Source organism: Bradyrhizobium sp. 18BD, from assembly GCF_054185225.1.
Window position 1 is genome coordinate 212,029 of sequence record NZ_JAVAYL010000003.1, and the last position, 22,048, is coordinate 234,076.

21 protein-coding genes are annotated in these 22,048 nt (G+C 65.6%); 9 read left to right on the forward strand and 12 right to left on the reverse strand.

Going from position 1 to position 22,048, the window contains the following annotated elements:
- Nucleotides 1–6: 6 nt before the first annotated feature.
- Both RAD16_RS07110 and RAD16_RS07115 read right to left on the reverse strand, forming a co-directional pair.
- On the reverse strand, nt 7–2,067 hold the full coding sequence (locus RAD16_RS07110) for a putative bifunctional diguanylate cyclase/phosphodiesterase (RefSeq protein WP_458157160.1): 2,061 nt from the start codon (nt 2,065–2,067) through the stop codon (nt 7–9).
- Complete coding sequence (locus tag RAD16_RS07115; RefSeq protein WP_458157161.1) at nt 2,067–3,224, reverse strand: ABC transporter substrate-binding protein; 1,158 nt, start codon at nt 3,222–3,224, stop codon at nt 2,067–2,069. The genes RAD16_RS07110 and RAD16_RS07115 overlap by 1 nt, the downstream gene beginning before the upstream one ends.
- A gap of 203 nt (nt 3,225–3,427) precedes the next feature.
- Here RAD16_RS07115 and radA point away from each other — a divergent pair, with 203 nt between their 5' ends.
- The 7 genes from radA to RAD16_RS07150 all read left to right on the forward strand — a co-directional run bounded on the left by radA (nt 3,428) and on the right by RAD16_RS07150 (nt 10,816).
- On the forward strand, nt 3,428–4,873 hold the full coding sequence (gene radA, locus RAD16_RS07120; protein ID WP_326901723.1) for a DNA repair protein RadA: 1,446 nt from the start codon (nt 3,428–3,430) through the stop codon (nt 4,871–4,873).
- Nucleotides 4,874–5,040: 167 nt separating this feature from the next.
- The gene (locus RAD16_RS07125) at nt 5,041–5,670 is read left to right on the forward strand and encodes a CvpA family protein (protein ID WP_212286129.1); all 630 of its coding nucleotides are present in this window, start codon (nt 5,041–5,043) and stop codon (nt 5,668–5,670) included.
- 28 nt (nt 5,671–5,698) lie between these two features.
- Entirely contained in the window at nt 5,699–7,222 is a 1,524-nt protein-coding gene (gene purF, locus RAD16_RS07130; protein WP_458157162.1) for an amidophosphoribosyltransferase, read from the forward strand.
- A 13-nt stretch (nt 7,223–7,235) separates the two neighbouring features.
- Entirely contained in the window at nt 7,236–7,376 is a 141-nt protein-coding gene (locus tag RAD16_RS07135; protein ID WP_458157163.1) for a hypothetical protein, read from the forward strand.
- A gap of 66 nt (nt 7,377–7,442) precedes the next feature.
- A complete protein-coding gene (locus tag RAD16_RS07140; RefSeq protein ID WP_458157164.1) occupies nt 7,443–8,183 on the forward strand; it encodes an SDR family NAD(P)-dependent oxidoreductase in 741 nt (246 codons plus the stop codon).
- Between the two features lie 90 nt (nt 8,184–8,273).
- Entirely contained in the window at nt 8,274–9,422 is a 1,149-nt protein-coding gene (locus tag RAD16_RS07145) for a hypothetical protein (protein ID WP_458157165.1), read from the forward strand.
- Nucleotides 9,423–9,589: 167 nt separating this feature from the next.
- Nucleotides 9,590–10,816, forward strand: a complete 1,227-nt coding sequence (locus RAD16_RS07150) for an ABC transporter substrate-binding protein (RefSeq protein ID WP_458157166.1) — start codon at nt 9,590–9,592, stop codon at nt 10,814–10,816.
- Nucleotides 10,817–10,920: 104 nt separating this feature from the next.
- Here RAD16_RS07150 and RAD16_RS07155 read toward each other — a convergent pair whose 3' ends face one another.
- Together RAD16_RS07155 and der are read right to left on the reverse strand one after the other, a co-directional pair.
- Nucleotides 10,921–12,177: a TCR/Tet family MFS transporter gene (locus tag RAD16_RS07155; protein WP_458157167.1), complete on the reverse strand. Its 1,257-nt coding sequence runs from the start codon at nt 12,175–12,177 to the stop codon at nt 10,921–10,923.
- The gene (der, locus tag RAD16_RS07160) at nt 12,174–13,556 is read right to left on the reverse strand and encodes a ribosome biogenesis GTPase Der (protein ID WP_458157168.1); all 1,383 of its coding nucleotides are present in this window, start codon (nt 13,554–13,556) and stop codon (nt 12,174–12,176) included. The genes RAD16_RS07155 and der overlap by 4 nt, the downstream gene beginning before the upstream one ends.
- Between der and RAD16_RS07165 the strand changes: the two genes are divergently transcribed.
- Entirely contained in the window at nt 13,546–13,710 is a 165-nt protein-coding gene (locus RAD16_RS07165) for a hypothetical protein (protein WP_458157169.1), read from the forward strand. The two genes, der and RAD16_RS07165, sit on opposite strands and share 11 nt — an antisense overlap.
- Here the strand turns inward: RAD16_RS07165 and RAD16_RS07170 are convergent.
- The 6 genes from RAD16_RS07170 to RAD16_RS07195 form a co-directional block, all read right to left on the reverse strand.
- Complete coding sequence (locus tag RAD16_RS07170; protein WP_458157170.1) at nt 13,707–14,270, reverse strand: hypothetical protein; 564 nt, start codon at nt 14,268–14,270, stop codon at nt 13,707–13,709. The two genes, RAD16_RS07165 and RAD16_RS07170, sit on opposite strands and share 4 nt — an antisense overlap.
- Nucleotides 14,271–14,301: 31 nt before the next feature.
- Entirely contained in the window at nt 14,302–14,955 is a 654-nt protein-coding gene (locus RAD16_RS07175) for a tetratricopeptide repeat protein (RefSeq protein ID WP_458157171.1), read from the reverse strand.
- A gap of 165 nt (nt 14,956–15,120) precedes the next feature.
- Entirely contained in the window at nt 15,121–16,713 is a 1,593-nt protein-coding gene (locus tag RAD16_RS07180) for a class I adenylate-forming enzyme family protein (protein ID WP_458157172.1), read from the reverse strand.
- A 72-nt stretch (nt 16,714–16,785) separates the two neighbouring features.
- A complete protein-coding gene (locus tag RAD16_RS07185; protein ID WP_458157173.1) occupies nt 16,786–17,370 on the reverse strand; it encodes an NnrU family protein in 585 nt (194 codons plus the stop codon).
- Between the two features lie 69 nt (nt 17,371–17,439).
- Nucleotides 17,440–18,021 (reverse strand): hypothetical protein, encoded by a 582-nt coding sequence (locus RAD16_RS07190; RefSeq protein ID WP_458157174.1) that lies wholly within the window; start codon nt 18,019–18,021, stop codon nt 17,440–17,442.
- A gap of 121 nt (nt 18,022–18,142) precedes the next feature.
- A complete protein-coding gene (locus RAD16_RS07195) occupies nt 18,143–19,765 on the reverse strand; it encodes a peptide chain release factor 3 (RefSeq protein WP_458157175.1) in 1,623 nt (540 codons plus the stop codon).
- Nucleotides 19,766–19,939: 174 nt separating this feature from the next.
- On the opposite strand from RAD16_RS07195, the gene sugE reads away from it, so the two are divergent.
- A complete protein-coding gene (gene sugE / locus RAD16_RS07200; protein WP_283044285.1) occupies nt 19,940–20,254 on the forward strand; it encodes a quaternary ammonium compound efflux SMR transporter SugE in 315 nt (104 codons plus the stop codon).
- Here sugE and RAD16_RS07205 read toward each other — a convergent pair.
- Nucleotides 20,247–21,254: an anion permease gene (locus RAD16_RS07205; RefSeq protein ID WP_458157176.1), complete on the reverse strand. Its 1,008-nt coding sequence runs from the start codon at nt 21,252–21,254 to the stop codon at nt 20,247–20,249. The genes sugE and RAD16_RS07205 overlap by 8 nt on opposite strands.
- A 97-nt stretch (nt 21,255–21,351) precedes the next feature.
- A complete protein-coding gene (locus tag RAD16_RS07210; protein ID WP_458157177.1) occupies nt 21,352–21,996 on the reverse strand; it encodes a DUF47 domain-containing protein in 645 nt (214 codons plus the stop codon).
- Nucleotides 21,997–22,048: the final 52 nt, after the last annotated feature.

Genomic DNA, 22,048 nt, shown 5'->3' on the forward strand with positions numbered 1-22,048 from the left:
CTGCGCTCAAGCCGCGAATTCAGGCGCAATCGGCGGGCTGTCGACACGGATGCGACCTTCACGGGGCTGCCCTTCGAGCCATTGCAGCACGGCCTCGAGCGGTTGCGGCCGCTGGTAGAGATAGCCCTGCCCGAACCTCACGCCCATCTCGCGCATGGCCTCGGCCTGCTCGGCCCGCTCGATGCCTTCGGCGACCAGGGTCAGCCCTAGCGTGCCGGCGAGCGAGGCAATGACACCGACGATCGCCTTGTCTTCCGCGCTGCCGGGAATCTCGCTGATGAAGGCCTTGTCGATCTTGACCTTGTCCAGCGGGAAACGCCTGAGATGCGCGAGCGAGCTATAGCCCGTGCCGAAATCGTCGAGCGCGACGGTGGCACCGAGGCGCCGCAGGCGATGCAGCGTCTCGGATGCGCTGGCAATGTTGTTGATCAGCGAACCCTCGGTGATCTCGAGTTCCAGCAATGATGCCGCGACATTGAAGTTCTTGCAGATCGCGCGCAGCTCGGCGGCGAGCGAGTGGTCGGCGAGTTCGGACGGCGGCAGATTGATCGCGATCCGGATATTCGGCCTGCCGACGGCCGCCAGACGCTGCAGCGCGCGACAGGCGTCGGTCAGCACGTAGCGCGTCAGCCTTGCGTTGTTGCCGCTGCGCTCGATCAGCGGCAGGAATTCGCCGGGGCCGATCACGCCATGTTCGGGATGGCGCCAGCGGATCAGCGCTTCGAGACCGACGACAGCCTGGCTCTCCAGGTCGACCTGGCTCTGATACCAGACCTCGAACTGTCCCTCGGCAAAGCCCGTGGGAATCGCGAGCTCCAGATCCCTGCGGCGGCGATAGTCGCGCTGCAGCGCCTCGTCCAGCACGGCGACGGTGCCGGGCGCCTTGCTCTTGGCATGGTAGAGCGCGATGTCGGCGAGTGCCGGCAGGTGAGACAGCTCGGGATCGCCGGCGCGACGCACGGCAAGACCGATACTGGCGCGCGGCACGACCTGCTTGTCGTGGAGCCGGATCGGTTCGGAAATCGCATCCAGCAAGTGGCGCGCGAACGCCTGCGCGGTCGCCTGGTTGCTGACCTCGGGGCGGATCACGACGAACTCGTCGCCGCCGAGCCGCGCGACCCAATCCTGCGGCTCGACCGCCTCGCGAAGACGTTCGGAGATGTGGACCAGGAACTTGTCGCCGGCATCATGACCGAAGGTGTCGTTGATGCCCTTGAAATCGTCGAGGTCGATGAAGCAGAACGCGATCAAGGAGTCCGGCGAGCCGGCATCGTTGCTTAAGGTCACCAGCTGTTCGGAGAGCGAGCGGCGATTGGGCAGGCCCGTGAGCGGGTCGTGCGCGGCCATATGGCCGAGCCGGTCGAGCGCGCCCGATGTCGTGTGCTGCATGGCGTTGAAGGCACGCGCGAGCTGGCCGAACTCATTCAGCGACTTGATGTCGGCCGGATAGGCCCGCCCGTCCTGCTTGCTGCGCTGGATCGCCGACATGATCGCGGCGAGCGGCTTGCCGATGAAGATGTTCGCCGAGATCCGCATCGCGATGAGCGTCGCAAACGTCGCGAGCAGACCGACGACCAACAGAAGCATCAGCCGGCTGCCGGTATCCGCATAGACGGTCGCATAGGAATAGGCGATCACGATGCGCCCGGCCTGTACCGCGATGTTGCCGTTAGCGTAGCTGATCGGACGCGAGACTTCCGAGACCGCCTGATCCGCCGGACGCGCCACGACGCGCGCGATCGCAACGCCGGTGTCGTCATAGACGGCCGCGGCGGCGATGGTCTCGTCGTGCATGATCTCGTTGAGCACGTTCGTGACCTGGTCGTAGCGCATCTTCCACAGAGGCTCGGCGATCAGCTCGGCGCGGCTCTCGGCCGTGCGGGCGATACGGGCGTCGAGCTGCCTGATCTGCGACCAGAAGCTGGAGACCTCGACACCGGCGGAGGCGAGCAACTGCACCAGCAGCAGCACCGGCACGGTGGCCCAGATCATCGCGCGGACCACCGAACGCGAAGGCGCCGCCTGCGCACCGCGCTTCGGATCGGTCATGTCGTCAGCATTTCGCATCAGTCAGCAGCACCTTCGAGCGGCGCCAATGACGAGATGAGCGCGTCCATGGAGAAATCGTATTGGCCGCAGCGTCCCGCCTTCGCCCTGAACCGCGCGAAATCGATCTGGTCAAACGTACGGCTCTTGATGAGGTCGCCGATCGAGGCGAGGTTTGCGCGGGTGATCGCCGATGTCTTGACCTCGACATGGGACGACGTCGCCGCGAAATCGCAGCCATCCGCATAGTCGCGGAGCAACACGATCGACCACCCGCCGAGCAGGAAGTGGCCGCCATCGGTGAGAAGCAGCCGCCCCGCCCTGATCGCGCGCAGCGCATCCTCCGACCAGTTGAGGCCGACCACCTGGATGTCCTCGCCGGGCACGAGCCCTGCCGTCGAGATCGCCTTGATGGCCCCGAGCGCCATCGGATCGTTGCCGGCCCAGACGCCCGCGGGCCGGATTCCCTTGCGCTGGGCCCAGCCCAGATAATTCGCCGTGACCTGCTCGGCCTCCGACTGCGTCCAGTTCGCAAACAGCATCCGGTCCACCACCACGTCGGGCGCGGCGTTCGCGGCGAGCTGAAGGCCGGCGTTGCGAGCGATCGAGGCCGGCGTGATCTCGTCGCCGCCGATGCCGAGAATGTGGATCTTGCCGTCCGGGCTCTGCCATTTCTCGGCGCGCGCCGTGCTGATCAGCGCGTTGGCCATCCGCGCGCCCGCGGTCTCAAGATCGGTCGTGATGTCGCCGAGCCAGGTCTGGAGCTTCTGGCGCGGCGGCCCGAGACGCGCGGCATCCTCGCCGATCAGCGTGTTCGACAGCAGCAGCGTCTTGACGCCGGCAGCCTCGGCCGCCTCCAGGACCGGAACGGCGGCGGATTCCTCGTTCGACAGGATGAGGAAATCGGGCTTGTCGGGGCGAGCCACCACACCGAACCCGAGCTCCTGCATGGTGCGGTAATTGCGCTCGCTGGTCAGCACCTCGACATACGCATCGAGCTTGCGGCCCGCGGCCTGCATGGTCTGCGCGACCATGTCCCAATAGACCTCGCCGGTCTTGCCGGGATTGACGAAAACGATATGGAGGGGCTTGGCGTCGGCCGCGACGACGGGGCCGGCTGGCGCCACAACGCCGCACGCCACGCCAACGGCGAGCAATATGCGCAAAAACATCGTCATTCTTTTCGCCACCCCGTATCGGTTCCGAACCTGGACCCATGTCCGCTAACATTTGGCAAAGTCCGGCGCGGCGCGGCGGCCTAGAGCTAACAAAGGGTGTACTGGTTGCGTTGAATTGCGATATTGGGCGCGCGCGTGGCCGGCGGCACAGCCCGCCATTCCGTGCTATCAGCAGACCTCAAGCCCTCCGACCCGATCATCCCATGGCCAAGAACACGCTTTCCTTCGTCTGCCAGAACTGCGGCGCGGCCTATAACCGCTGGCAGGGCAAGTGCGAGTCCTGCGGCGAGTGGAATACGCTCGCCGAGGAAGACACCAGCGGCAGCGTGCCGGTCTCGATCCGCTCCAAGCGCAAGGGGCGGACGTTCGCGCTGGAGAGCCTTGCCGGAAAGAGCCCGGATGCGCCGCGCCTGTCGTCCGGGATGACCGAGCTCGACCGCGTCACCGGCGGCGGCTTCGTCCGCGGTTCGGTGCTGCTGGTCGGCGGCGATCCCGGCATCGGCAAGTCGACGCTGCTGACGCAGGCCACCAGCATGATGGCGCGCGCCGGCCATCGCATTGTCTACATCTCCGGCGAAGAAGCGGTCGCCCAGGTGCGGCTGCGCGCCGAGCGGCTCGGGCTGTCGGATGCGCCGGTGCAGCTCGCCGCCGAGACCTCGGTCGAGGACATCGTCTCGACGCTGTCGGAAGGCGCGGTGCCGCGGCTGATCGTAATCGACTCGATCCAGACGATGTGGACAGACACGGTGGAATCGGCCCCCGGCACCGTCACCCAGGTCCGCGCCTCGGCGCAGGCGCTCATTCGCTTCGCCAAGAAGACCGGCTCGGCCATCATCCTGGTCGGCCACGTCACCAAGGATGGCCAGATCGCCGGCCCGCGCGTGGTCGAGCACATGGTCGATGCGGTGCTGTCGTTCGAGGGCGAAGGCTCGCAGCAATTCCGCATCCTGCGCGCCGTGAAGAACCGCTTCGGGCCGACCGACGAGATCGGCGTGTTCGAGATGACGGGGCTTGGCCTGCGCGAGGTCACCAACCCCTCCGAGCTGTTCCTGTCCGAGCGCGACCTCGGTACGCCCGGTACCGCAGTCTTCGCGGGCATCGAGGGCACGCGGCCCGTTCTGGTCGAATTGCAGGCGCTGGTGGCTCCGACCTCGCTCGGCACCCCGCGCCGCGCCGTGGTCGGCTGGGATCAGAGCCGGCTCTCCATGGTGCTGGCGGTGCTGGAGGCCCATTGCGGGGTCAAGCTGTCCGGCCACGACGTCTATCTGAACGTCGCGGGCGGCCTGCGCATTCACGAGCCGGCCGCCGACATGGCCGCCGCGGCCGCGCTGGTGTCGTCCCTGGTTAATGCGCAGTTACCCACCGATGCGGTCTATTTCGGCGAGATTTCGCTCTCTGGCGTGATCCGCCCGGTGGCGCAGACGCCGGCCCGGCTCAAGGAAGCGGTCAAGCTCGGCTTCAAGCGCGCCGTGCTGCCCGAATCGGCCCGGGGCGATTCCGGCGGTGACGCCGGACTGTCCCTGAATGCGGTCAACAGCCTCACGACTTTGGTGGCCGAAATCGCCGCCAAGGGCTCCCGCCGCGGCGATCAGAGCCCGCCGGCGGAGAAAAATGCCACACCGGCAAGATTCCGCCGTGGAGAGGGTTAGCTGGAGGTGACGTTTCCGGCCCCTACCGCTATACAGCCGTCACAAAAGCAGCATGGGATTGCGTGGTTGCGGCCTTGCCGGGAACGCCGTCTGGCCCTCACTTAGGGCCACGGCCAAGCACCGATTCGCTGAGCATCTTTGAGAGTACGAGCGGACCAGACCAGCCGATGCCAGTAACACTCCTCGACCTGATCCTGCTCGGTGTGATGCTGATCTCGGGCCTGCTTGCCATGGTCCGCGGCTTCATGCGCGAAATCCTCTCGATCGCGGCCTGGGGCGCCGCCGCGATCGTGACGCTCTACTCGTTCTCGAAGCTGCTGCCGACCGCCAAGACCTATTTCAACAACGACACCGTCGCGAGCGTGGTCGTGGTCGCCGGCGTGTTCGTCGGTACCCTGGTCGTGGTTTCCGTGATCACGGTCCGGATCTCCGACATGATCCTGGATTCGCGCATCGGCGCGCTGGACCGCACTCTGGGCTTCCTGTTTGGCCTCGCTCGCGGGCTTTTGATCGTCGTGGTCGCGTTCCTGTTCTTCACCTGGCTGGTGCCGGACAAGCAGCGCCCGGACTGGGTCACGGGGGCGAAATCCCGCGTGGTGCTCCAGGGAACCGGGGATTGGCTGATGGCCCTCTTGCCTGACGACCCCGAGAACACCATCTTGAAGAGATTCAAGAAAAACAAACCAGATGATGATCAAGCTGATTCCGAGCAGCAGCCTTCGGGCAGTGGCGACGGATACAGTAAATCTGCTCGTGACGGCATGAAGAAGCTGATCGAGAAACCTGCGGCGCGTTGATAGAGCCCTAGAGAGAGGCGCGGACGAGATGCGACACCCTGACCAGGACGCCCAACTTGATCTCGATCCCAAGGCCGGTTTGAACCCGGCTGCGCTAGAGGTTCAGGACGACCTGGAGGGGGATACGCTGCGCGAGGAATGCGGCGTGTTCGGCATCTACGGACACCCCGACGCCGCCGCCATCACCGCGCTCGGCCTCCACGCCCTTCAGCATCGCGGCCAGGAGGCCGCCGGCATTGTCTCCTACGACGGCAGCCGCTTTCACAGTGAACGCCGCCTCGGCCTCGTCGGCGACACCTTCTCCCGCCGCGAGGTGATCGACCGCCTGCCCGGCAACATGGCGGTCGGCCATGTCCGCTATTCCACCACCGGCGCAACCATCCTGCGCAACGTGCAGCCGCTGTTCGCCGAGCTCAACGCCGGCGGCCTCGCGGTCGCCCACAACGGCAATCTCACCAACGGCCTGACGCTGCGCCGCGAGCTCGTGAGGCACGGCGCGATGATGCAGTCGACCACCGACACCGAGGTGATCCTGCATCTGGTCGCGCGCTCCAGGCGCGCCCGCTTCATCGAGCGCTATATCGACGCGCTGCGCGAGATCGAAGGTGCCTATGCGCTGGTCTCGCTCACCAACAAGAAGCTGGTTGGCGCGCGCGATCCGCGCGGCATCCGTCCGCTGGTGCTCGGCGAGCTCGACGGCTGTCCGATCCTGACCTCCGAGACCTGCGCGCTCGACATCATCGGCGCGCGCTTCGTGCGCGACATCGAGCCCGGCGAAGTCATCGTGTTCGACGAGAACGGCCAGGACATTCACAAGCCGTTCCCTCCGATGGCGCCGCGTCCCTGCATCTTCGAGTACATCTACTTCTCCCGGCCGGATTCCATCGTTCACGGCCGCTCGGTCTACGAGGTGCGCAAGGCCTTCGGCGCGCAGCTCGCGCGCGAGAGCCATGTGCCGATCGACGTCGTCGTGCCGGTGCCGGATTCCGGCGTGCCCGCCGCGGTCGGCTACAGCCAGTATTCCGGCGTGCCATTCGAGCTCGGCATCATCCGCAACCATTACGTCGGCCGCACCTTCATCCAGCCGACGCAGGCGATCCGCGAGTCCGGCGTGCGCATGAAGCATTCGGCGAACCGCGCGGCGATCGAAGGCAAGCGCATCATCCTGATCGACGACTCGCTGGTGCGCGGCACCACCTCGAAGAAGATCGTGCGCATGATGCGCGATGCCGGCGCGAAGGAAGTGCACTTCCGCCTCGCGTCACCCCCGATCCTCTACCCCGATTATTACGGCATCGACCTGCCCGACCGCGGCGGCCTCTTGGCCGCGACGCATTCGCTGGAGGAGATGCGCGAGATCATCGGCGCCGACTCGCTCGCCTTCCTGTCGATCGACGGCATGTATCGCGCCATGGGCGAGCCCGGCCGCGACCCCGCCAATCCGAAATTCTCGGATCACTGCTTCACCGGGGCCTATCCGACCCACCTCACCGACCAGACCCAGACCGAACAGCAGCCGCGACAGCTGTCGCTGCTGGCGGAGGCGAGCTGACGCGAGCGCGCCGATGCAGCTGGCCATCGCCATTCTCTGCGGAGGGCTGTTGGTCGGCTTCGTCGTCTTCGCCTTCAGGCAGGGTATGAAGGTAACGCCCGACAGCTCGGGAAACGGAACCAACAGCGACAACATGCAGTCCGGCGGTAGCTAGGCTCGCAGGCCCAAATTCCGTCATGGCCGGGCTTGTCCCGGCTATCCATGCCTGTAAAACCCCGCCATGACAAAAGCCCTCGCCAACCGCATCGCTCTCGTCACCGGCGCCTCGCGCGGCATCGGTTTTGCCACGGCACTCGCGCTGGCGAAGGCCGGTGCGCATATCGTCGCCACGGCGCGCACCCAGGGCGGGCTCGAGGAGCTCGACGACGAGATCCGGAAACTGGGCGGCAGCGCCACGCTGGTGCCGCTCAACCTCACCGATTCCGACGGCATCGCACGGCTAGGAGCCGGCCTGCACGAGCGTTATGGCAAGCTCGACATCCTCGTCGGCAATGCCGGCGTGCTCGGCCCCTCCTCGCCGATCGGTCATATCGAGCTCAAGACGTTCAACGACGTCATGGCCGTCAACGTCTCCGCGAACTTCCAGCTGATCCGCTGCATGGAGCCGCTGCTCAAGCAATCCGACGCCGGCCGCGCCGTATTCATCACCTCGGGCGCCGCCAACAAGGCGACCGCCTATGTCAGCCCCTATGCCGCCTCCAAGGCCGCGCTGGAGACGCTGGCGCGCGCCTGGGCGCAAGAGACCGCGAACACGCCGCTCCGCGTCAACCTGTTCAACCCCGGCCCGATCCGCACCCGCATGCGCGCCACGCTGATGCCGGGCGAAGACCCCGCGACGCTCGACACGCCCGAGCAGGTCGCCGAATTCATCGTGCCGATGTGCGCGCCCGGCTGGACCGACACCGGCAAGTTCTACGACTACAGGACCCGCAGCCTGATGAGCTTCCGCGCGCCTGCGTAATCGCCTTGCCTGATTGACTTGGGCCCCTCCCCGCGATTGACTGCCCGCGCTCAAGCGGCGGCAAGCCGTAAGCCAAAAAGGGAGGTCGCCATGACACCATGGCATGATCGCGCAGGCCTTTCGCGTGCGCTCGCACGCGTTTCTCACGCCTTCTCCGTCCTGATTGCAGCCATCGCGCTCGTGCTTCCGGGCACAGCGACTGCCGGCGACGTCCCGACCTTCGCGGTCGATCCCTCCTGGCCAAAGCCGCTGCCGAACAACTGGATCCTCGGCCAGGTCGGCGGCATCACCGTCGACTGGCAGGGCCACATCTGGGTGATCCATCGCCCACGCTCACTTACCGACGACGAGAAAGGCGCGAGCCTCAATCCGCCGCGCTCCAAATGCTGCGTCTCGGCACCGCCCGTGCTGGAGTTCGACAGCGACGGCAATCTGCTGCGGTCCTGGGGCGGACCGGGCGAAGGCTATGAATGGGTCGGCCGCGAGCACGGCATCGAGGTCGACGAGCGCGGCTTCGTCTGGATCGGCGGCAATGCCGACAATGACAACGCGATCCTGAAATTCTCGCTCGACGGCAAGTTCGTCTCCCAGATCGGCAAGATCGCGCCAAGCCTCGGCAGCAACGACACGACGCAGCTCGGCAAGCCCGCCGAGACCGCACTCGACAAGGAGGCGAACGAGATCTACGTCGCCGACGGTTACGGCAACCGGCGCGTCATCGTGTTCGACGCAACGACGCTCGCCTACAAGCGGCACTGGGGCGCCTACGGCAACAAGCCTGATGATGCCAAGCAGGCGGCCTATGATCCCACGGCGCCGGTGTCGCAGCAATTCGGAAATCCCGTGCACTGCGTGAAGCTCGCCAATGACGGGCAGGTCTACGTCTGCGACCGCATCAACAACCGGATCCAGGTCTTCAAGAAGGACGGCACCTTCGTGAAGGAGTTCTTCTTCGAGAAGAACACGCTCGGCAACGGCGCGGTCTGGGACATCGCGATCTGGCCGGATCCGAAGCAGACCTACCTGCTCAGCGCCGACGGCGAGAACAACGAGATCCGGATCATCAAGCGTGACGACGGCAGTGTGGTTGGCAGCTTCGGTCGCAACGGCCGCAACGCCGGCCAATTCCACTGGGTCCATGCCATGGCCATCGACGCCAAGGGTAACGTCTATACCGCCGAGGTCGATACCGGAAAGCGCATCCAGAAGTTCAAGCTGACCTCGGACGCGCTGAAATAGCGCCTTGACGCATCTTGCCCAAAAGTTAACCGACGGATGACGCTACGACGCAGCGTCATCCGGCTTTAGGCGCATTGCCGCAAACCACGGGACACGGTAGAGCCATCAGCCGGAACAAGGCTCCGCAAGAGAGCCATCCGCATATTTGACAATGGAGGAAACCTTTTATGACGACGACGTTCGCGCGCCGCTCCGCGGCCCTTCTCGCCTGTGCCGCCTTCGGTTTTGCCACATCCGCCTACGCCCAGGACAAGACCGTCACGATCGGCGTGCTCAACGACATGTCCAGCCTCTATGCCGACATCGGCGGCCCAAATGCCGTCGTCGCGGTGAAGATGGCGGTGGAGGATTCCGGCCTGCTTGCCAAGGGCTGGAAGATCGAGGTCATCAGCGGCGATCACCAGAACAAGCCCGACGTCGGCGTCAACATCGCGCGGCAGTGGATCGATACCCAGAAGGTCGACGTGATCGCCGACACGCCGAACTCGGGCGTCGCGCTGGCGGTCAGCAACGTCGCCAAGGAAAAGAACGTCGTCCTGCTCAACAATGGCGGTGCCAGCGCTGATCTCACCGGCAAGGCCTGCAACGCCAACACCATCTCCTACACCTACGACACCTACATGCTCGCCACCGGCACCGGCAAGGCGCTGACCAAGGCCGGCGGCGACAGCTGGTTCTTCCTGACCGCCGATTACGCCTTCGGCGCCGCGCTCGAGCGCGACACCAGCGCGGTCGTCACCGCCAACGGCGGCAAGGTGCTCGGCGGCGTCAAGCATCCGCTCAATACGTCGGACTTCTCCTCCTTCCTGCTGCAGGCGCAGAACTCGAAGGCGAAGATCGTCGGACTTGCAAATGCCGGCGGCGACACCACCAACTCGATCAAGCAGGCAGCCGAGTTCGGCATCGTCGAGGGCGGCCAGAAGCTCGCCGCGCTGCTGCTGTTCATCAACGACGTCCACTCGCTCGGTCTGAAGACCGCCCACGGCCTGACCTTCACCGAATCCTTCTACTGGGACCTCAACGAAGGCACCCGCGCCTTCTCGAAGCGCTTCCAGGAGAAGGTGACCAACAAGGCGATGCCGTCGATGACCCAGGCCGGCAATTACGCCGCCGTGCTGCATTACCTCAAGACGCTCGATGCACTCGGCGGCAATCCGCATGACGGCGCCAAGGTCGTCGCCAAGATGAAGGAGATCGAGACCGACGATCCGCTGTTCGGCAAGGGCCCGCTCCGGATCGACGGCCGCCGCATCATCCCGGCCTATCTGTTCGAGGTGAAGAAGCCGGAGGAGTCGAAGGGTCCGTGGGACTATTACAAGCTGGTCGCGACCATCTCGGCGGAAGATGCCGCCAAGCCGCTCAAGGACAGCGACTGCCCGCTGGTGAAGAAGTGAGCGCGAGCTCGTAGTCCACTTCGTGGGGCGGGTTAGCCGCAAGGCGTAACCCGCCTCTTCGCTCACCAAGAACAAGATGGCGGATTACGCTTCGCTAATCGGCCCTACGGGACCGTCTTTGAGGTCGCGAGCGCCCGCATCGCGATCGCCACGCACACCACCATCAGCACCGCCGCGAGCAGGAACGGCGCGCCGGGAAGATGCAACGGCGCGCTGGCGCCGATGAAGTAGGAAAATGTCAGCGTGAACAGGAACGGGCCGACGAGCTGCGAGACGCTCTGCACGCTCGCGGTCGCGCCCTGCAACTGGCCCTGCTGATCGGGCGCGACCAGCCGCGTCATCAGCGATTGCATGGCGGCGCCCGAGATGCCCCACAGCGACATCACGGGAATGCCGATCCAGAACAGCGGCCCGGTCGGCGCAGCACCGAAGATCACGAAGCCGATCGCGCCACAGCACAAACCCATCAACAGCGCGTTGCCCTCGCCGAGCAGGCGCACGATCGGGCCGATCGCGAGCCCCTGCACCACCATGGCGCAGATGCCGACCATGGCGAGCGTCAATCCGACGGTCTTGGAATCCCAGCCGTAGCGATAGGTCGCATAGAGCACGAAGGTCGAGGGCAGCACGACATGCGCGACCTGCGCGATGAAGTTGACGACGGACAAGTCGGCCAGCGCCGCGTTGGACCGCAGCAAATGCAGCGCGCCAATCGGGTTGGCGCGGATCCAGCGGAACGGCGCGCGTTTTTCCGGCGCCAGCGATTCCGGCAGGACGAAGAGCCCGTAGAGCGCGTTGGCGAAGCTGAGCGCGGCCGCTGCCCAGAACGGCAGGCGCGGATCGATGTCGCCGAGCAGGCCGCCGAGCGCCGGGCCCAGGACAAAGCCCGCGCCGAAGGCAGCCCCGATCCTGCCGAAGATCGCGGCGCGTCGCTCCGGCGGCGTGACGTCAGCGATATAGGCAAAGGCGGTCGAGATGCTCGCCGAGGTGATGCCTGATATCACGCGGCCGATGAACAGCCAGAGCAGCGACGGCGCCAGCGCCGTCAGCACATAGTCGGCGGCGAGCCCGAAATTCGACAGCAGCACCACCGGGCGTCGGCCGAAACGATCCGACAGCGCGCCGAGCACCGGCGAGAACACGAACTGCATCAGCGCCCAGGCGGTGCCGAACAGGCCGAAGATGCGGGCCGCATGGGCGGTGTCGTCGTCGACAAAACTCTCGATGAGTTTTGGCAGGATCGGCATGATCACGCCGAGCGCGAGCATGTCGAGCAGGATGGTGACGAAGACGAAGGCGACCGCACCGCGCCGGACCGGCGCTGCGCTTGGCGCCGTCGCCTTGCCGGCGCCGTCGCTCACGACGGCCGCTTGCGCTTGTGGGCGAAGGGGTTGGCCTTTTCACGAAGCGTGATGCGCACAGGTGTCCCCGGCAAATCGAACGTCTCGCGCATGGAATTGGTCAAATAGCGCAAGTACGACTGCGGCACCGCATCCGCGCGCGAGCAGAACAGCACGAAGCTCGGCGGGCGCGCCTTGTTCTGGGTGATATAGTTCAGCTTCAGCCTGCGGCCGGACACGGCCGGCGGCGGATTGGCCTGGATCGCCTGCTCGAACCAGCGATTGAGCGCCGAGGTCGGCACGCGCCGGTTCCAGACCGCATAGGCGTCCTGGATCGCCTGCATCAGGCGGTCGATGCCCTCGCCCATCAAGCCCGAAACGGCGACGATCGGCACGCCCTTGACCTGCGGCAGCCAATGATCGGCATCGCGGCGCAGGCCCGAGATGGCACCGCCGCCCTTGGTCTCCATCAGGTCCCATTTGTTGGCGGCGAGCACGATCGCCCGGCCCTCGCGCTCGATCAGATCGGCGATGCGCAGATCCTGCTCCTCAAAGCGGTTCTGCGTGTCCATCATCAGCACGACAACTTCGGCAAAACGCACCGCGCGCAGCGCGTCCGCGACCGAGAGCTTTTCCAGCTTCTCCTCGATGCGCGAGCGCCGGCGCAGACCCGCCGTGTCGAACACGCGAAAATCGCGGCCCTTCCAGTTGATCTCGACCGCGATGGAATCGCGCGTGGTGCCGGCCTCCGGGCTCGTCAGCAGACGCTCCTCGCCGAGCAGATGGTTGATCAGCGTCGATTTGCCGGCATTGGGTCGGCCGACGATGGCGACCCGGATCGGGCGCGTCGCGGCCTCTTCCTCGGTCAGCGGCGCGTCGTCCTCGTCCTCGTCTTCCTCGACGGGCTCCGGCATCAGCTTGGCGAGCGCATCGTAGAGTTCGCCCATGCCCTCGCCGTGCTCGGCGGAGATCTGGATGGGATCGCCCAAGCCAAGTGCAAAGGACTCCATCGCGCCGATATCGCCGTGTTTGCCCTCGCTCTTGTTGGCGATCAGCAGCACCGGCTTGTTGGCCTTGCGGGCGAAGTCCGCGAAGGCGCGATCGTTTGGCGTGAGGCCGATACGGGCGTCGATGACGAAGAACAGCGCATCCGCCTGCGCGATCGCGGCCTCGGTCTGCTCCTGCATGCGCGCGGTCAGCGAGCCCTTGGCGCCCTCGTCGAGGCCGGCGGTATCGATGATGGTGAACTGGAGATCGCCGAGCCTTGCCTCACCCTCGCGGCGGTCACGGGTGACGCCCGGCAAATCATCGACAAGCGCGAGCTTCTGCCCAACCAGGCGGTTGAACAGCGTCGATTTGCCGACATTGGGCCGGCCGATGATGGCAATCGTGAAGGACATCGGTCATTCGTGCGCTGCCGGGGCTGCGCCTGTCAATGCAGTGGAAAAATTAAAGCGCAATGAGATCGGGATGAATCGCCATCGCGCTTTAGGTTGTTATTTGAGCATGATCTTTCCGGAAAACCGCTTCGCACTTTGCCGGATCATGCTCTAGCGCGAGAAGCTGCCGCTCGGCAGTGGCGCCGGGAAGCCGCCCTGCGATTGCTGCTGCGTGGTCTGGGTCGGTTGTGCCTGCTGGACCGGCTGGTCCGGCGGCGGCGCGGTGGTGCGCTTGCGGACGATCTTCTGCTTGGGCGGCGGAGCGGCCTGCGCCGGCGCGGCCTCCGGCTGGGCCTCACCATCGACTTCGCCCGCGGGCGCCTCAGCCGGAGCGGCTGCGGTTGCGGCCGGCTGCTTGGATTTCTTGGCCTTGGCGCCCTTCGCCGGCTTCGCAGACTCGGGCGGCTGCGGCTCGGGCGGCAGCGCGGCGACGGCAGGCGCGTTCGGATCCACCTGCTGTTGCTGCGCGCCCTTGTACATTTCCCGCGGGACGCCCTGCTCGAGACCCGGCACGCCCTCCGGGAAGACCGGCTTGCGGTCGCCCGGCAGCTTCTTCTTGGTGTCGAGGAAGTCGAGCATGTCGCTCGGATCGAATCCGCCGCTGGAGCAGCCGCCCAGGAGGCCCGTGAAGGCGATCAGGACGGCGGCTGAGATCAAACGTGGCGTGCGGCGCATCTTGGTGTCTCGTCTCGTCAGAAGACCGTCGTCAGCTCTTGGCGACGGGCGGCAGCAGGGCCTGAAGCGCCTCGGCGCGCGAGCGCAGGCCGGATGGCGTTTCGCCGTCCTCGGCGATCGCGTCGAGCCATTTGCGGGCCGCGGTGGTGTCGTTGTTGCGCCAGGCCGACAGCGCCAGCATCTCGCGCGCGGTGTGGCGGAACGTCGATTTGGGCGTAGCGGAAGACTCCAGCCGCTGCTGCATGTCGGCGTAGCTGGCGCTGTCAACCAGCAGGCCGGCAGCGCGAATCTTCGCCAGATCCTGCCACTCACCACCCACGCCGCGATCGACGGCAATCTCGTCGTACATCTTGGCGGCGGCCTTGGGATCGCGACTGGCGGCCTCGGCTGCAGCGCGCAGCCGCGCCAGGGTGCGATAACCCGACGGCGCCTTGCCGGCGAGCTCGGTGAAGGCCGCTTCGGCCTCCGCATGCTTGCCTTGGTCGGACAGCTCTGCGGCCTTCTCGAAGGCGGCGCCGGCCTCGGCAGCCTTCTTGGCCTCCAGGTACTTATAACCCTGCCAGCCAGCGGCGACGGCCACAATCAGCACCATCAGGGCGATGAAGTAGATCGAATATCTGTCCCACAGCTTCTTGAACTGTTCGCGACGTACTTCCTCGTCGACTTCGTCAAATAATTCAGACACTTATGATAATCCCATGCCCGTCCGGGTGCGCGCGCCAAGGCGTTCGCGCCAGGAATCCCGTCCCCGCGTGGCGGCGAGGTACCCTAAGGATATGGCGGTGGCAAGGCAAAGCGAGCCCAATCAAGGCGTTAACCACCCGGGCGAGCCCGGAGCCGCCTGCCCGGCTCAGGCCCCCAGGAGCTCCCGCAGCTGCCGCTTGACCACCTTGCCGTTGGCATTGCGCGGCAGCGCCTCAGTGGTGATCGCCACGGTTTCGGGGACCTTGTAGTCCGACAGGCGCTCGGCGCACCAGGCCCGCAGCGCGGCGTCGGTGACCGCAGCGCGCGTCACCACCACGGCGTGGACGCGCTCGCCCAGCACCGGGCACGCCTTGGCGATGATCGCGCTCTCGACCACCGCCGGATGGCCGGCGAGCACGGATTCGACCTCGGCCGAATAGATCTTCAGGCCGCCGCGATTGATCATGTCCTTCTGGCGGTCGAACACGCGGACAAAGCCTTCTGCATCGACTGAGCCCAGATCGCCGGAGTGCCAGAAACCGCTGGTGAAGCTTTCCGCCGTGGCCCTCGGATTGTTCCAATAGCCCTTGATGACGGACGCGCTCTGGATCCAGAGCTCGCCGATCTCGCCGGGCGGCAGCTCGCGCCCCTCCGGTCCCATCGCGACGATGCGTGCGCCGGGACACGGCAGGCCGACGCTGTCGATATGGCTCGCCGTCAGCTCGCCCGGCATGATCGTCGATGGCGACGTTGTCTCGGTTGCGCCGTAGCAGTTCGCCAGCTTCAGCCCGGGAATCGTCGCCTTGAGCTTCTCGATGGTGGCGACCGGCATCGGCGCGCCGCCAAAGCCACCGATGCGCCAGCTCGACAGGTCATAGCTGTCGAAGTCCGGCTGGAGCAGGCAGAGATTGTACATCGCCGGCACCATCACAGTGTAGGTGACGCGCTCGCGCGCCGCGAGCTTGAGATAATCCGTAGCCTTGAACTCGGGCATGATGATCAGCGCGCCGCCGCAGCGGATCATGGTCGTGATGTTGGCGACAACGCCGGTGACATGACCGAGCGGCACCGCCGCGATCGAGCGGTCCGCTTGCGTCAATTGCAGGCAGGACACGAACACCATCGAGGAATGCACGATGTTGCAGTGGGCCAGCATCGCGCCTTTCGGCTTGCCCGTCGTGCCCGAGGTGTAGAGGATCATCGCGGTGTCCTCTTCGCCCACCTCGATCGGCGCCGGAGCCCGAGCATTGTCTGCGAGCACCGCGAAGCGCGACAGCGACGGATTGTCGTCGATGGCGATGCGGTGGATCAGATCGGGCACATCTTGCGCATCGGGCAAGCGCTCGGCGAGCCCCGCTTCATGGATCAGGATCCTGGCGCCGCAATCGGCGAGCACATAGGCGATCTCCGGCTTCTGCTGACGCGTGCTGAGCAGCACCGTCACGAGGCCCTCATGCGCGGCGGCGAACAGCAGCAGTGGAAATGCGATGCGGTTGCCGAGCAGGATCGCAACGCGATCGCCGCGTTGCAGGCCGAGCTTGCGAAAGCCGGTCGCGATCCGCGCGGCCTGCTCCACCGTCTGCCGCCAGCTCAGGCGGATATCGCCTGCGATCAGCGCCTCGCCGTCGGGATTGCGGACGCACGCGTCCGCAATCATCGCCCACAGGCTCGCCGGCCGATCGCCGAAAGCCGGCACCACCCGATCGCCAAAGCGCGCCTCGAGGTGCATCGGCGGGATCTGAGATTGCGACCAGTCCATCGGAACGCCTCGGCTTGTTGCTCTTGTTACCTTCCGCGCATGATCGTGCGGGTCCTGTCTTGTGCCGATCGGCTAGACCCCGATCACGGGAACGCCGATCACGACAGGATGGAACGCAAAGGCGAGCGCCAGATAGGCGACGATGCCGACCGCAATCGCGATCAGATCATTGGTGACGCCGCCCACCGGGATCGGCGGGCCGCCGCCATCCTTGCGATGCTTCAACGTGATCCGATCATACACCGCCCAGCCCAGGAACGAGCCGAACAGGATGATGGAGCCGAGATCGCCATTGGCGAGCAGATGCGCAGCCGCCCACAGCTTGATGCCGGCCAGCATCGGATGCTTCAGCGTCGCATAGATGCGGCCTCGCATGTAGGAGGCAACCACCAGGATCACCGCAGGCAGCATCAGCGCGACCGTGATGTGCTTCAGCGCCTTCGGCGGATACCAGACGTCGATCCAGCCGGAGCTGCGATAATGGGCAAAGCCCCAGATGATCAGTGCGAGCCCCGCGAGTGAGACCACCGAATAGAGGATCTTGTAGGTCCCCTCGCCCAGTCTCGCGATCGCCTGCGCGCGCGCCTCGCGCTTCGTTGTGAAAATATGGGCCGCGAAAAACAGCACCAGCCCCAGGATCATGACCAGCAGACCCACGACGTCCTCCCCTCAAGCAGCCCCCGCCTCTGAGGTATCATCGATTGGCCACCGGTCGCAACCGATGCGCTACTTGCCAAGCTCGCGATTATCGACATAGCGGATGGCGATGGGCCGCCCGGCCAGGGCGCCGCCGAGGCCACTGGTGAATTTCAGCGGCAGGCAGGCCTTCAGCGATGAATTGATCGCGTTGAGGTAGCTGGTCCGTATGTCGGCGGGAACGCCGGCGGTCGCATAGGTCAGGCGCGGCGGACCGATCAGGCTGCCCGCCTTGTTGAAGCTGAAGCGCACCGACATCTGCATGCCCGCGCGCGCATCGTCGGATGGCGGCGGCGACCAGCAGGTGCGCAATTCGGCGAAGAGGTCGCCGATCGTGTCGAGGTCGTGATCCGGCTTCTGGTATTTGGCGCGATCGGCCGCGGGCGGGACGCTCTCGATCGTGAGCTGGAGATTCTCCCCGTAGGGATAATTCATCTCGGGAATGCAGGGGCCGGGCTCGAGTGGGCTGCAATAGGACGGCGTGCAGGGTCGGCCGTCGAGCACGCTGCACGGCTCGTGCGCAAACGGAATCGGATTGATCTGGCGACCCTGCGCGTTGGCGGCAACGGCCGATATCGCCAGCAGTATGAAAACGAGAAGGCCGCGCCACATGATGCGAGCTCGCAAGATCACATGGTGGAACGTGGCATTGCCCCCGACAAGGTCAAGCCCGCGACCGTTCACATGCTTGCGTTCAAGCATGCTGGCGCCGCCCGGCTTAACCGGGCGACGCCTACCCCTTCTTCTTGACGTCCTTGACGTTGGTGAACTCGATGCCCTCGGCGCGTTCCCTTGTGTAGCCGAGATAGAACTCGTTCCGGGCGAGATACACGGGATCGCCGTCGACATCGTCGGCGATGCTCGACGTGTTGGCGGCGATGAAGGTGTCGAGCTTCTTGCGATCCTCAGAGGAGACCCAGCGCGCGAGCTGGAACTCGCTGACCTCGAACTCGACCGGCAGGGAATATTCCGCGTCCAGCCGCGCCTTCAGCACGTCGAGCTGCAGCGCGCCGACGACGCCGACCAGCGCCGGTGCGCCGTCGCGCGGGCGGAACACCTGCACGACGCCCTCTTCGGACATCTGCTGAAGCGCTTCCTTCAGCTTCTTCGCCTTCATCGCGTCGGTGAGGCGGACGCGGCGGACGATTTCCGGCGCGAAGCTCGGCACGCCGACGAAGGTGAAATCCTCGCCTTCGGTCAGGGTGTCACCGATGCGCAGCGTGCCGTGATTGGGAATGCCGACGACGTCGCCGGCAAAGGCTTCGTCCGCGACCGAACGGTCCTGCGCGAAGAAGAATTGCGGGCTCGACAGCGGCATGCTCTTGCCGGTGCGCACCAGCTTGGCCTTCATGCCGCGGCTGAGCTTGCCGGAGCAGAGGCGCGCAAAGGCGATACGATCGCGATGGTTCGGATCCATGTTCGCCTGGATCTTGAACACGAAAGCGCTCATGCGCGGATCGGTCGCCTCGACCTTGCGCTGGTCGCTGTCCTGCGCGCGCGGCTCGGGCGCGAACTTGCCGAGGCCTTCGAGGAGGTCGCCGACGCCGAAATTGCGCAGCGCGCTGCCGAAATAGACCGGCGTCAGATGGCCCTCGCGAAACGCGCCCAACTCGAACGGCTTTGACGCTTCGGTGACGAGCTCGAGCTCGTCCTTCACTGCGGAGACGTCGAGATTGGCGTTGAGCTTGGCGAGCTCCTCGATCTCGATCTGCTGCGCCGCGCCGGTCTTGGCGCCGCCGCCTTCGAGCAGGCGCACGCCGCCATTGACGACGTCATAGGTGCCGAGGAAGTCGCGGCCGCGGCCGACCGGCCAGGTCATCGGCGTGGTGTCGAGCGCCAGCGTCTTCTCGATCTCGTCGAGCAGCTCGAACACGTCGCGGCTCTCGCGGTCCATCTTGTTGATGAAGGTGATGATCGGAATGTCGCGCAGGCGGCACACCTCGAACAGCTTTCGAGTGCGCGCCTCGATGCCCTTGGCGGCGTCGATCACCATGACCGCGGAATCGACGGCAGTGAGCGTGCGATAGGTGTCTTCCGAAAAGTCCTCGTGGCCCGGCGTGTCCAGCAGGTTGAAGACGAGGCCCTCGAACTCGAACGTCATGACCGAGGTCACGACCGAGATGCCGCGCTCGCGCTCGATCTTCATCCAGTCCGAGCGCGTGTTGCGCCGCTCGCCTTTGGCCTTGACCTGGCCGGCGAGATTGATGGCGCCACCGAACAGCAGCAGCTTTTCGGTCAGCGTGGTCTTGCCGGCGTCCGGGTGGGAGATGATCGCAAAGGTCCGCCGCCGCGCCACTTCTGCGGCAAGCGGGGAACGGGCCGGCGATTCGGCTGTGGGTGCGGCAATGTCGGACATGGCGGGAGCGTTTGGCAGGGAAAATGGGCTGGATCAAGCCTCATTTGGTGATTGCGGAGCCCTTCGGCCAGCCCCATATCGGCCTTGGCCATACTGGCCTTGGGGGAGGACGGCCTTCCTGCTCATCAGCCTATCAGCCTGCGGGGACGACCCTGCCTTGAATGGAGGGTCGTCATGGCCTGGAGCATCCTGTTCGTCGCCGGTCTTCTCGAAATCACCTGGGCGATCGGCCTGAAATACACCGAGGGCTTTACCAGGCTTGTTCCATCCATCATCACGCTCGCGGCAATGGCCGGCAGCGTCATCCTGCTCGGACTTGCCCTCAAATCACTGCCCGTCGGAACCGCCTATGCGGTCTGGACCGGCATCGGCGCGGTCGGGACCGCGACGCTGGGCATCATCCTGTTCGGCGAACCGGCGACAGCCTTCCGCCTCGCCAGCATCGCCCTGATCGTCGCCGGCATCGCCGGGCTGAAATTCGTTACCTGAGGAAGAGCTGGACCGCCCACCAAGTCAGCGCCGCGACGATGGCCGAGGCCGGGATCGTGATCACCCAAGCATAGACGATCGAGCTTGCGACGTTCCAGCGCACCGCCGAGACCCGGCGGGCCGCACCGACGCCGACGATCGCGCCGGTGATGGTGTGGGTGGTCGAGACGGGAACGCCGAGGAAGGTCGCCATGAACAGGGTCGCCGCGCCGCCGGTCTCGGCGCAAAACCCCTGCATCGGCGTCAGCTTTGTGATGCGCAGGCCCATGGTGCGGACGATGCGCCAGCCACCCATCAGCGTGCCCATCGCCATCGCCGCCTGGCAGGACAGCACCACCCAGAACGGTACGGAAAACTCGTTGCCGAGATGGCCCTGCGAATAGAGCAGCACCGCGATGATGCCCATGGTCTTCTGCGCGTCATTGCCGCCATGACCGAGCGAATAGAGCGAGGCGGAGGCGAATTGCAGGATGCGGAACGCACGGTCGACGGCGAAGGGTGTCGAGCGCACCGAGAGCCAGGACACGATCGCCACCAGCATCATCGCCAGCAGGAAGCCGACCAGCGGCGACAGCACGATCGCGAGCACCGCCTTGGACAGGCCGCTCCACACCGCCGCCGAGATCCCCGCTTTCGCCATGCCGCCGCCGACGAGGCCGCCAATCAGCGCGTGCGAGGACGAGGACGGGATGCCGAGCCCCCAGGTCACGAGATTCCAGACGATCGCGCCGATGAGGGCCGCAAAGATCACCTGCGCGTCCACCACCGCGGGATCGATGATGCCGGTGCCGATGGTCTGGGCGACGTGCAACCCGAATACCATGAAGGCGATGAAATTGAAGAAGGCGGCCCAGAGCACCGCGAATTGCGGCCGCAGCACGCGGGTCGAGACGATGGTGGCGATCGAATTGGCGGCGTCGTGCAGGCCGTTCAGGAAGTCGAACAGCAGCGCGACGGCGATCAAGCCGACCAGGACGGGAACACCGAGAGCAGCATCCACGGCGGCCCTGCCCTTAAAGTTGGCGCATGATCTCCGCGCAAACGCGTTCCGCGTTTGTCGCGAAGGAAAACCGCTGCACACTTTTCCGGATCATGCGCTAGACCTGCTCAATGACGATGCTGTTGATCTCGTTCGCGACGTCGTCGAAGCGATCGGCCACCTTTTCGAGGTGGTCGTAGATCTCGGCGCCGACGATGAAATCCATCGCATTGCCGTCGCGGTGCTTGAGGAACAATTCCTTCAGCCCGATGTCATGGAGATCGTCGACGCGGCCTTCGAGCTTGGTCAGCTCTTCCGTGATCGCGGTCAGCATCGCGACGTTCGGGCCGATCGACTGCATCAGCGGCAGCGCGCGGCCGACCAGATTGGCGCATTCGATCAGAAGCGCGCCGATCTCACGCATCGGCGGCTCGAAGGTGCGGACCTCGAACAGCATCACGGCCTTGGCGGTCTGCTGCATCTGGTCGATGGCGTCGTCCATCGAGGTGATGAGGTTCTTGATGTCGCCGCGGTCGAACGGCGTGATGAAGGTGCGGCGTACCGCCGTCAGCACCTCACGGGTGACGTTATCCGCGTCGTTCTCGAACTGGCTGACGCGCTGGCAATAGACCGGCGTCTCCTCGCCCCCGTTGAGCACGCCCTGGAGCGCGATCGCGCCTTGGATCACGGTCTTGGCATGGCGGTCGAACAGGTCGAAGAACCGTTCTTCCTTGGGCAGGAACGCGCGAAACCATCGCATCATGGGGATAGGCTACCGGTTGGAAATGGCCGGCCCGGATGGGCCGTCACAAAAC

Coding starts and splice junctions, on each gene's coding strand:
- RAD16_RS07110 (WP_458157160.1), bottom strand. CDS start 2,067: ATGCGAAATGCTGACGACATGACCGATCCGAAGCGCGGTGCGCAGGCG.
- RAD16_RS07115 (WP_458157161.1), bottom strand. CDS start 3,224: ATGACGATGTTTTTGCGCATATTGCTCGCCGTTGGCGTGGCGTGCGGC.
- radA (WP_326901723.1), top strand. CDS start 3,428: ATGGCCAAGAACACGCTTTCCTTCGTCTGCCAGAACTGCGGCGCGGCC.
- RAD16_RS07125 (WP_212286129.1), top strand. CDS start 5,041: ATGCCAGTAACACTCCTCGACCTGATCCTGCTCGGTGTGATGCTGATC.
- purF (WP_458157162.1), top strand. CDS start 5,699: ATGCGACACCCTGACCAGGACGCCCAACTTGATCTCGATCCCAAGGCC.
- RAD16_RS07135 (WP_458157163.1), top strand. CDS start 7,236: ATGCAGCTGGCCATCGCCATTCTCTGCGGAGGGCTGTTGGTCGGCTTC.
- RAD16_RS07140 (WP_458157164.1), top strand. CDS start 7,443: ATGACAAAAGCCCTCGCCAACCGCATCGCTCTCGTCACCGGCGCCTCG.
- RAD16_RS07145 (WP_458157165.1), top strand. CDS start 8,274: ATGACACCATGGCATGATCGCGCAGGCCTTTCGCGTGCGCTCGCACGC.
- RAD16_RS07150 (WP_458157166.1), top strand. CDS start 9,590: ATGACGACGACGTTCGCGCGCCGCTCCGCGGCCCTTCTCGCCTGTGCC.
- der (WP_458157168.1), bottom strand. CDS start 13,556: ATGTCCTTCACGATTGCCATCATCGGCCGGCCCAATGTCGGCAAATCG.
- RAD16_RS07170 (WP_458157170.1), bottom strand. CDS start 14,270: ATGCGCCGCACGCCACGTTTGATCTCAGCCGCCGTCCTGATCGCCTTC.
- RAD16_RS07180 (WP_458157172.1), bottom strand. CDS start 16,713: ATGGACTGGTCGCAATCTCAGATCCCGCCGATGCACCTCGAGGCGCGC.
- RAD16_RS07190 (WP_458157174.1), bottom strand. CDS start 18,021: ATGTGGCGCGGCCTTCTCGTTTTCATACTGCTGGCGATATCGGCCGTT.
- RAD16_RS07195 (WP_458157175.1), bottom strand. CDS start 19,765: ATGTCCGACATTGCCGCACCCACAGCCGAATCGCCGGCCCGTTCCCCG.
- sugE (WP_283044285.1), top strand. CDS start 19,940: ATGGCCTGGAGCATCCTGTTCGTCGCCGGTCTTCTCGAAATCACCTGG.
- RAD16_RS07210 (WP_458157177.1), bottom strand. CDS start 21,996: ATGATGCGATGGTTTCGCGCGTTCCTGCCCAAGGAAGAACGGTTCTTC.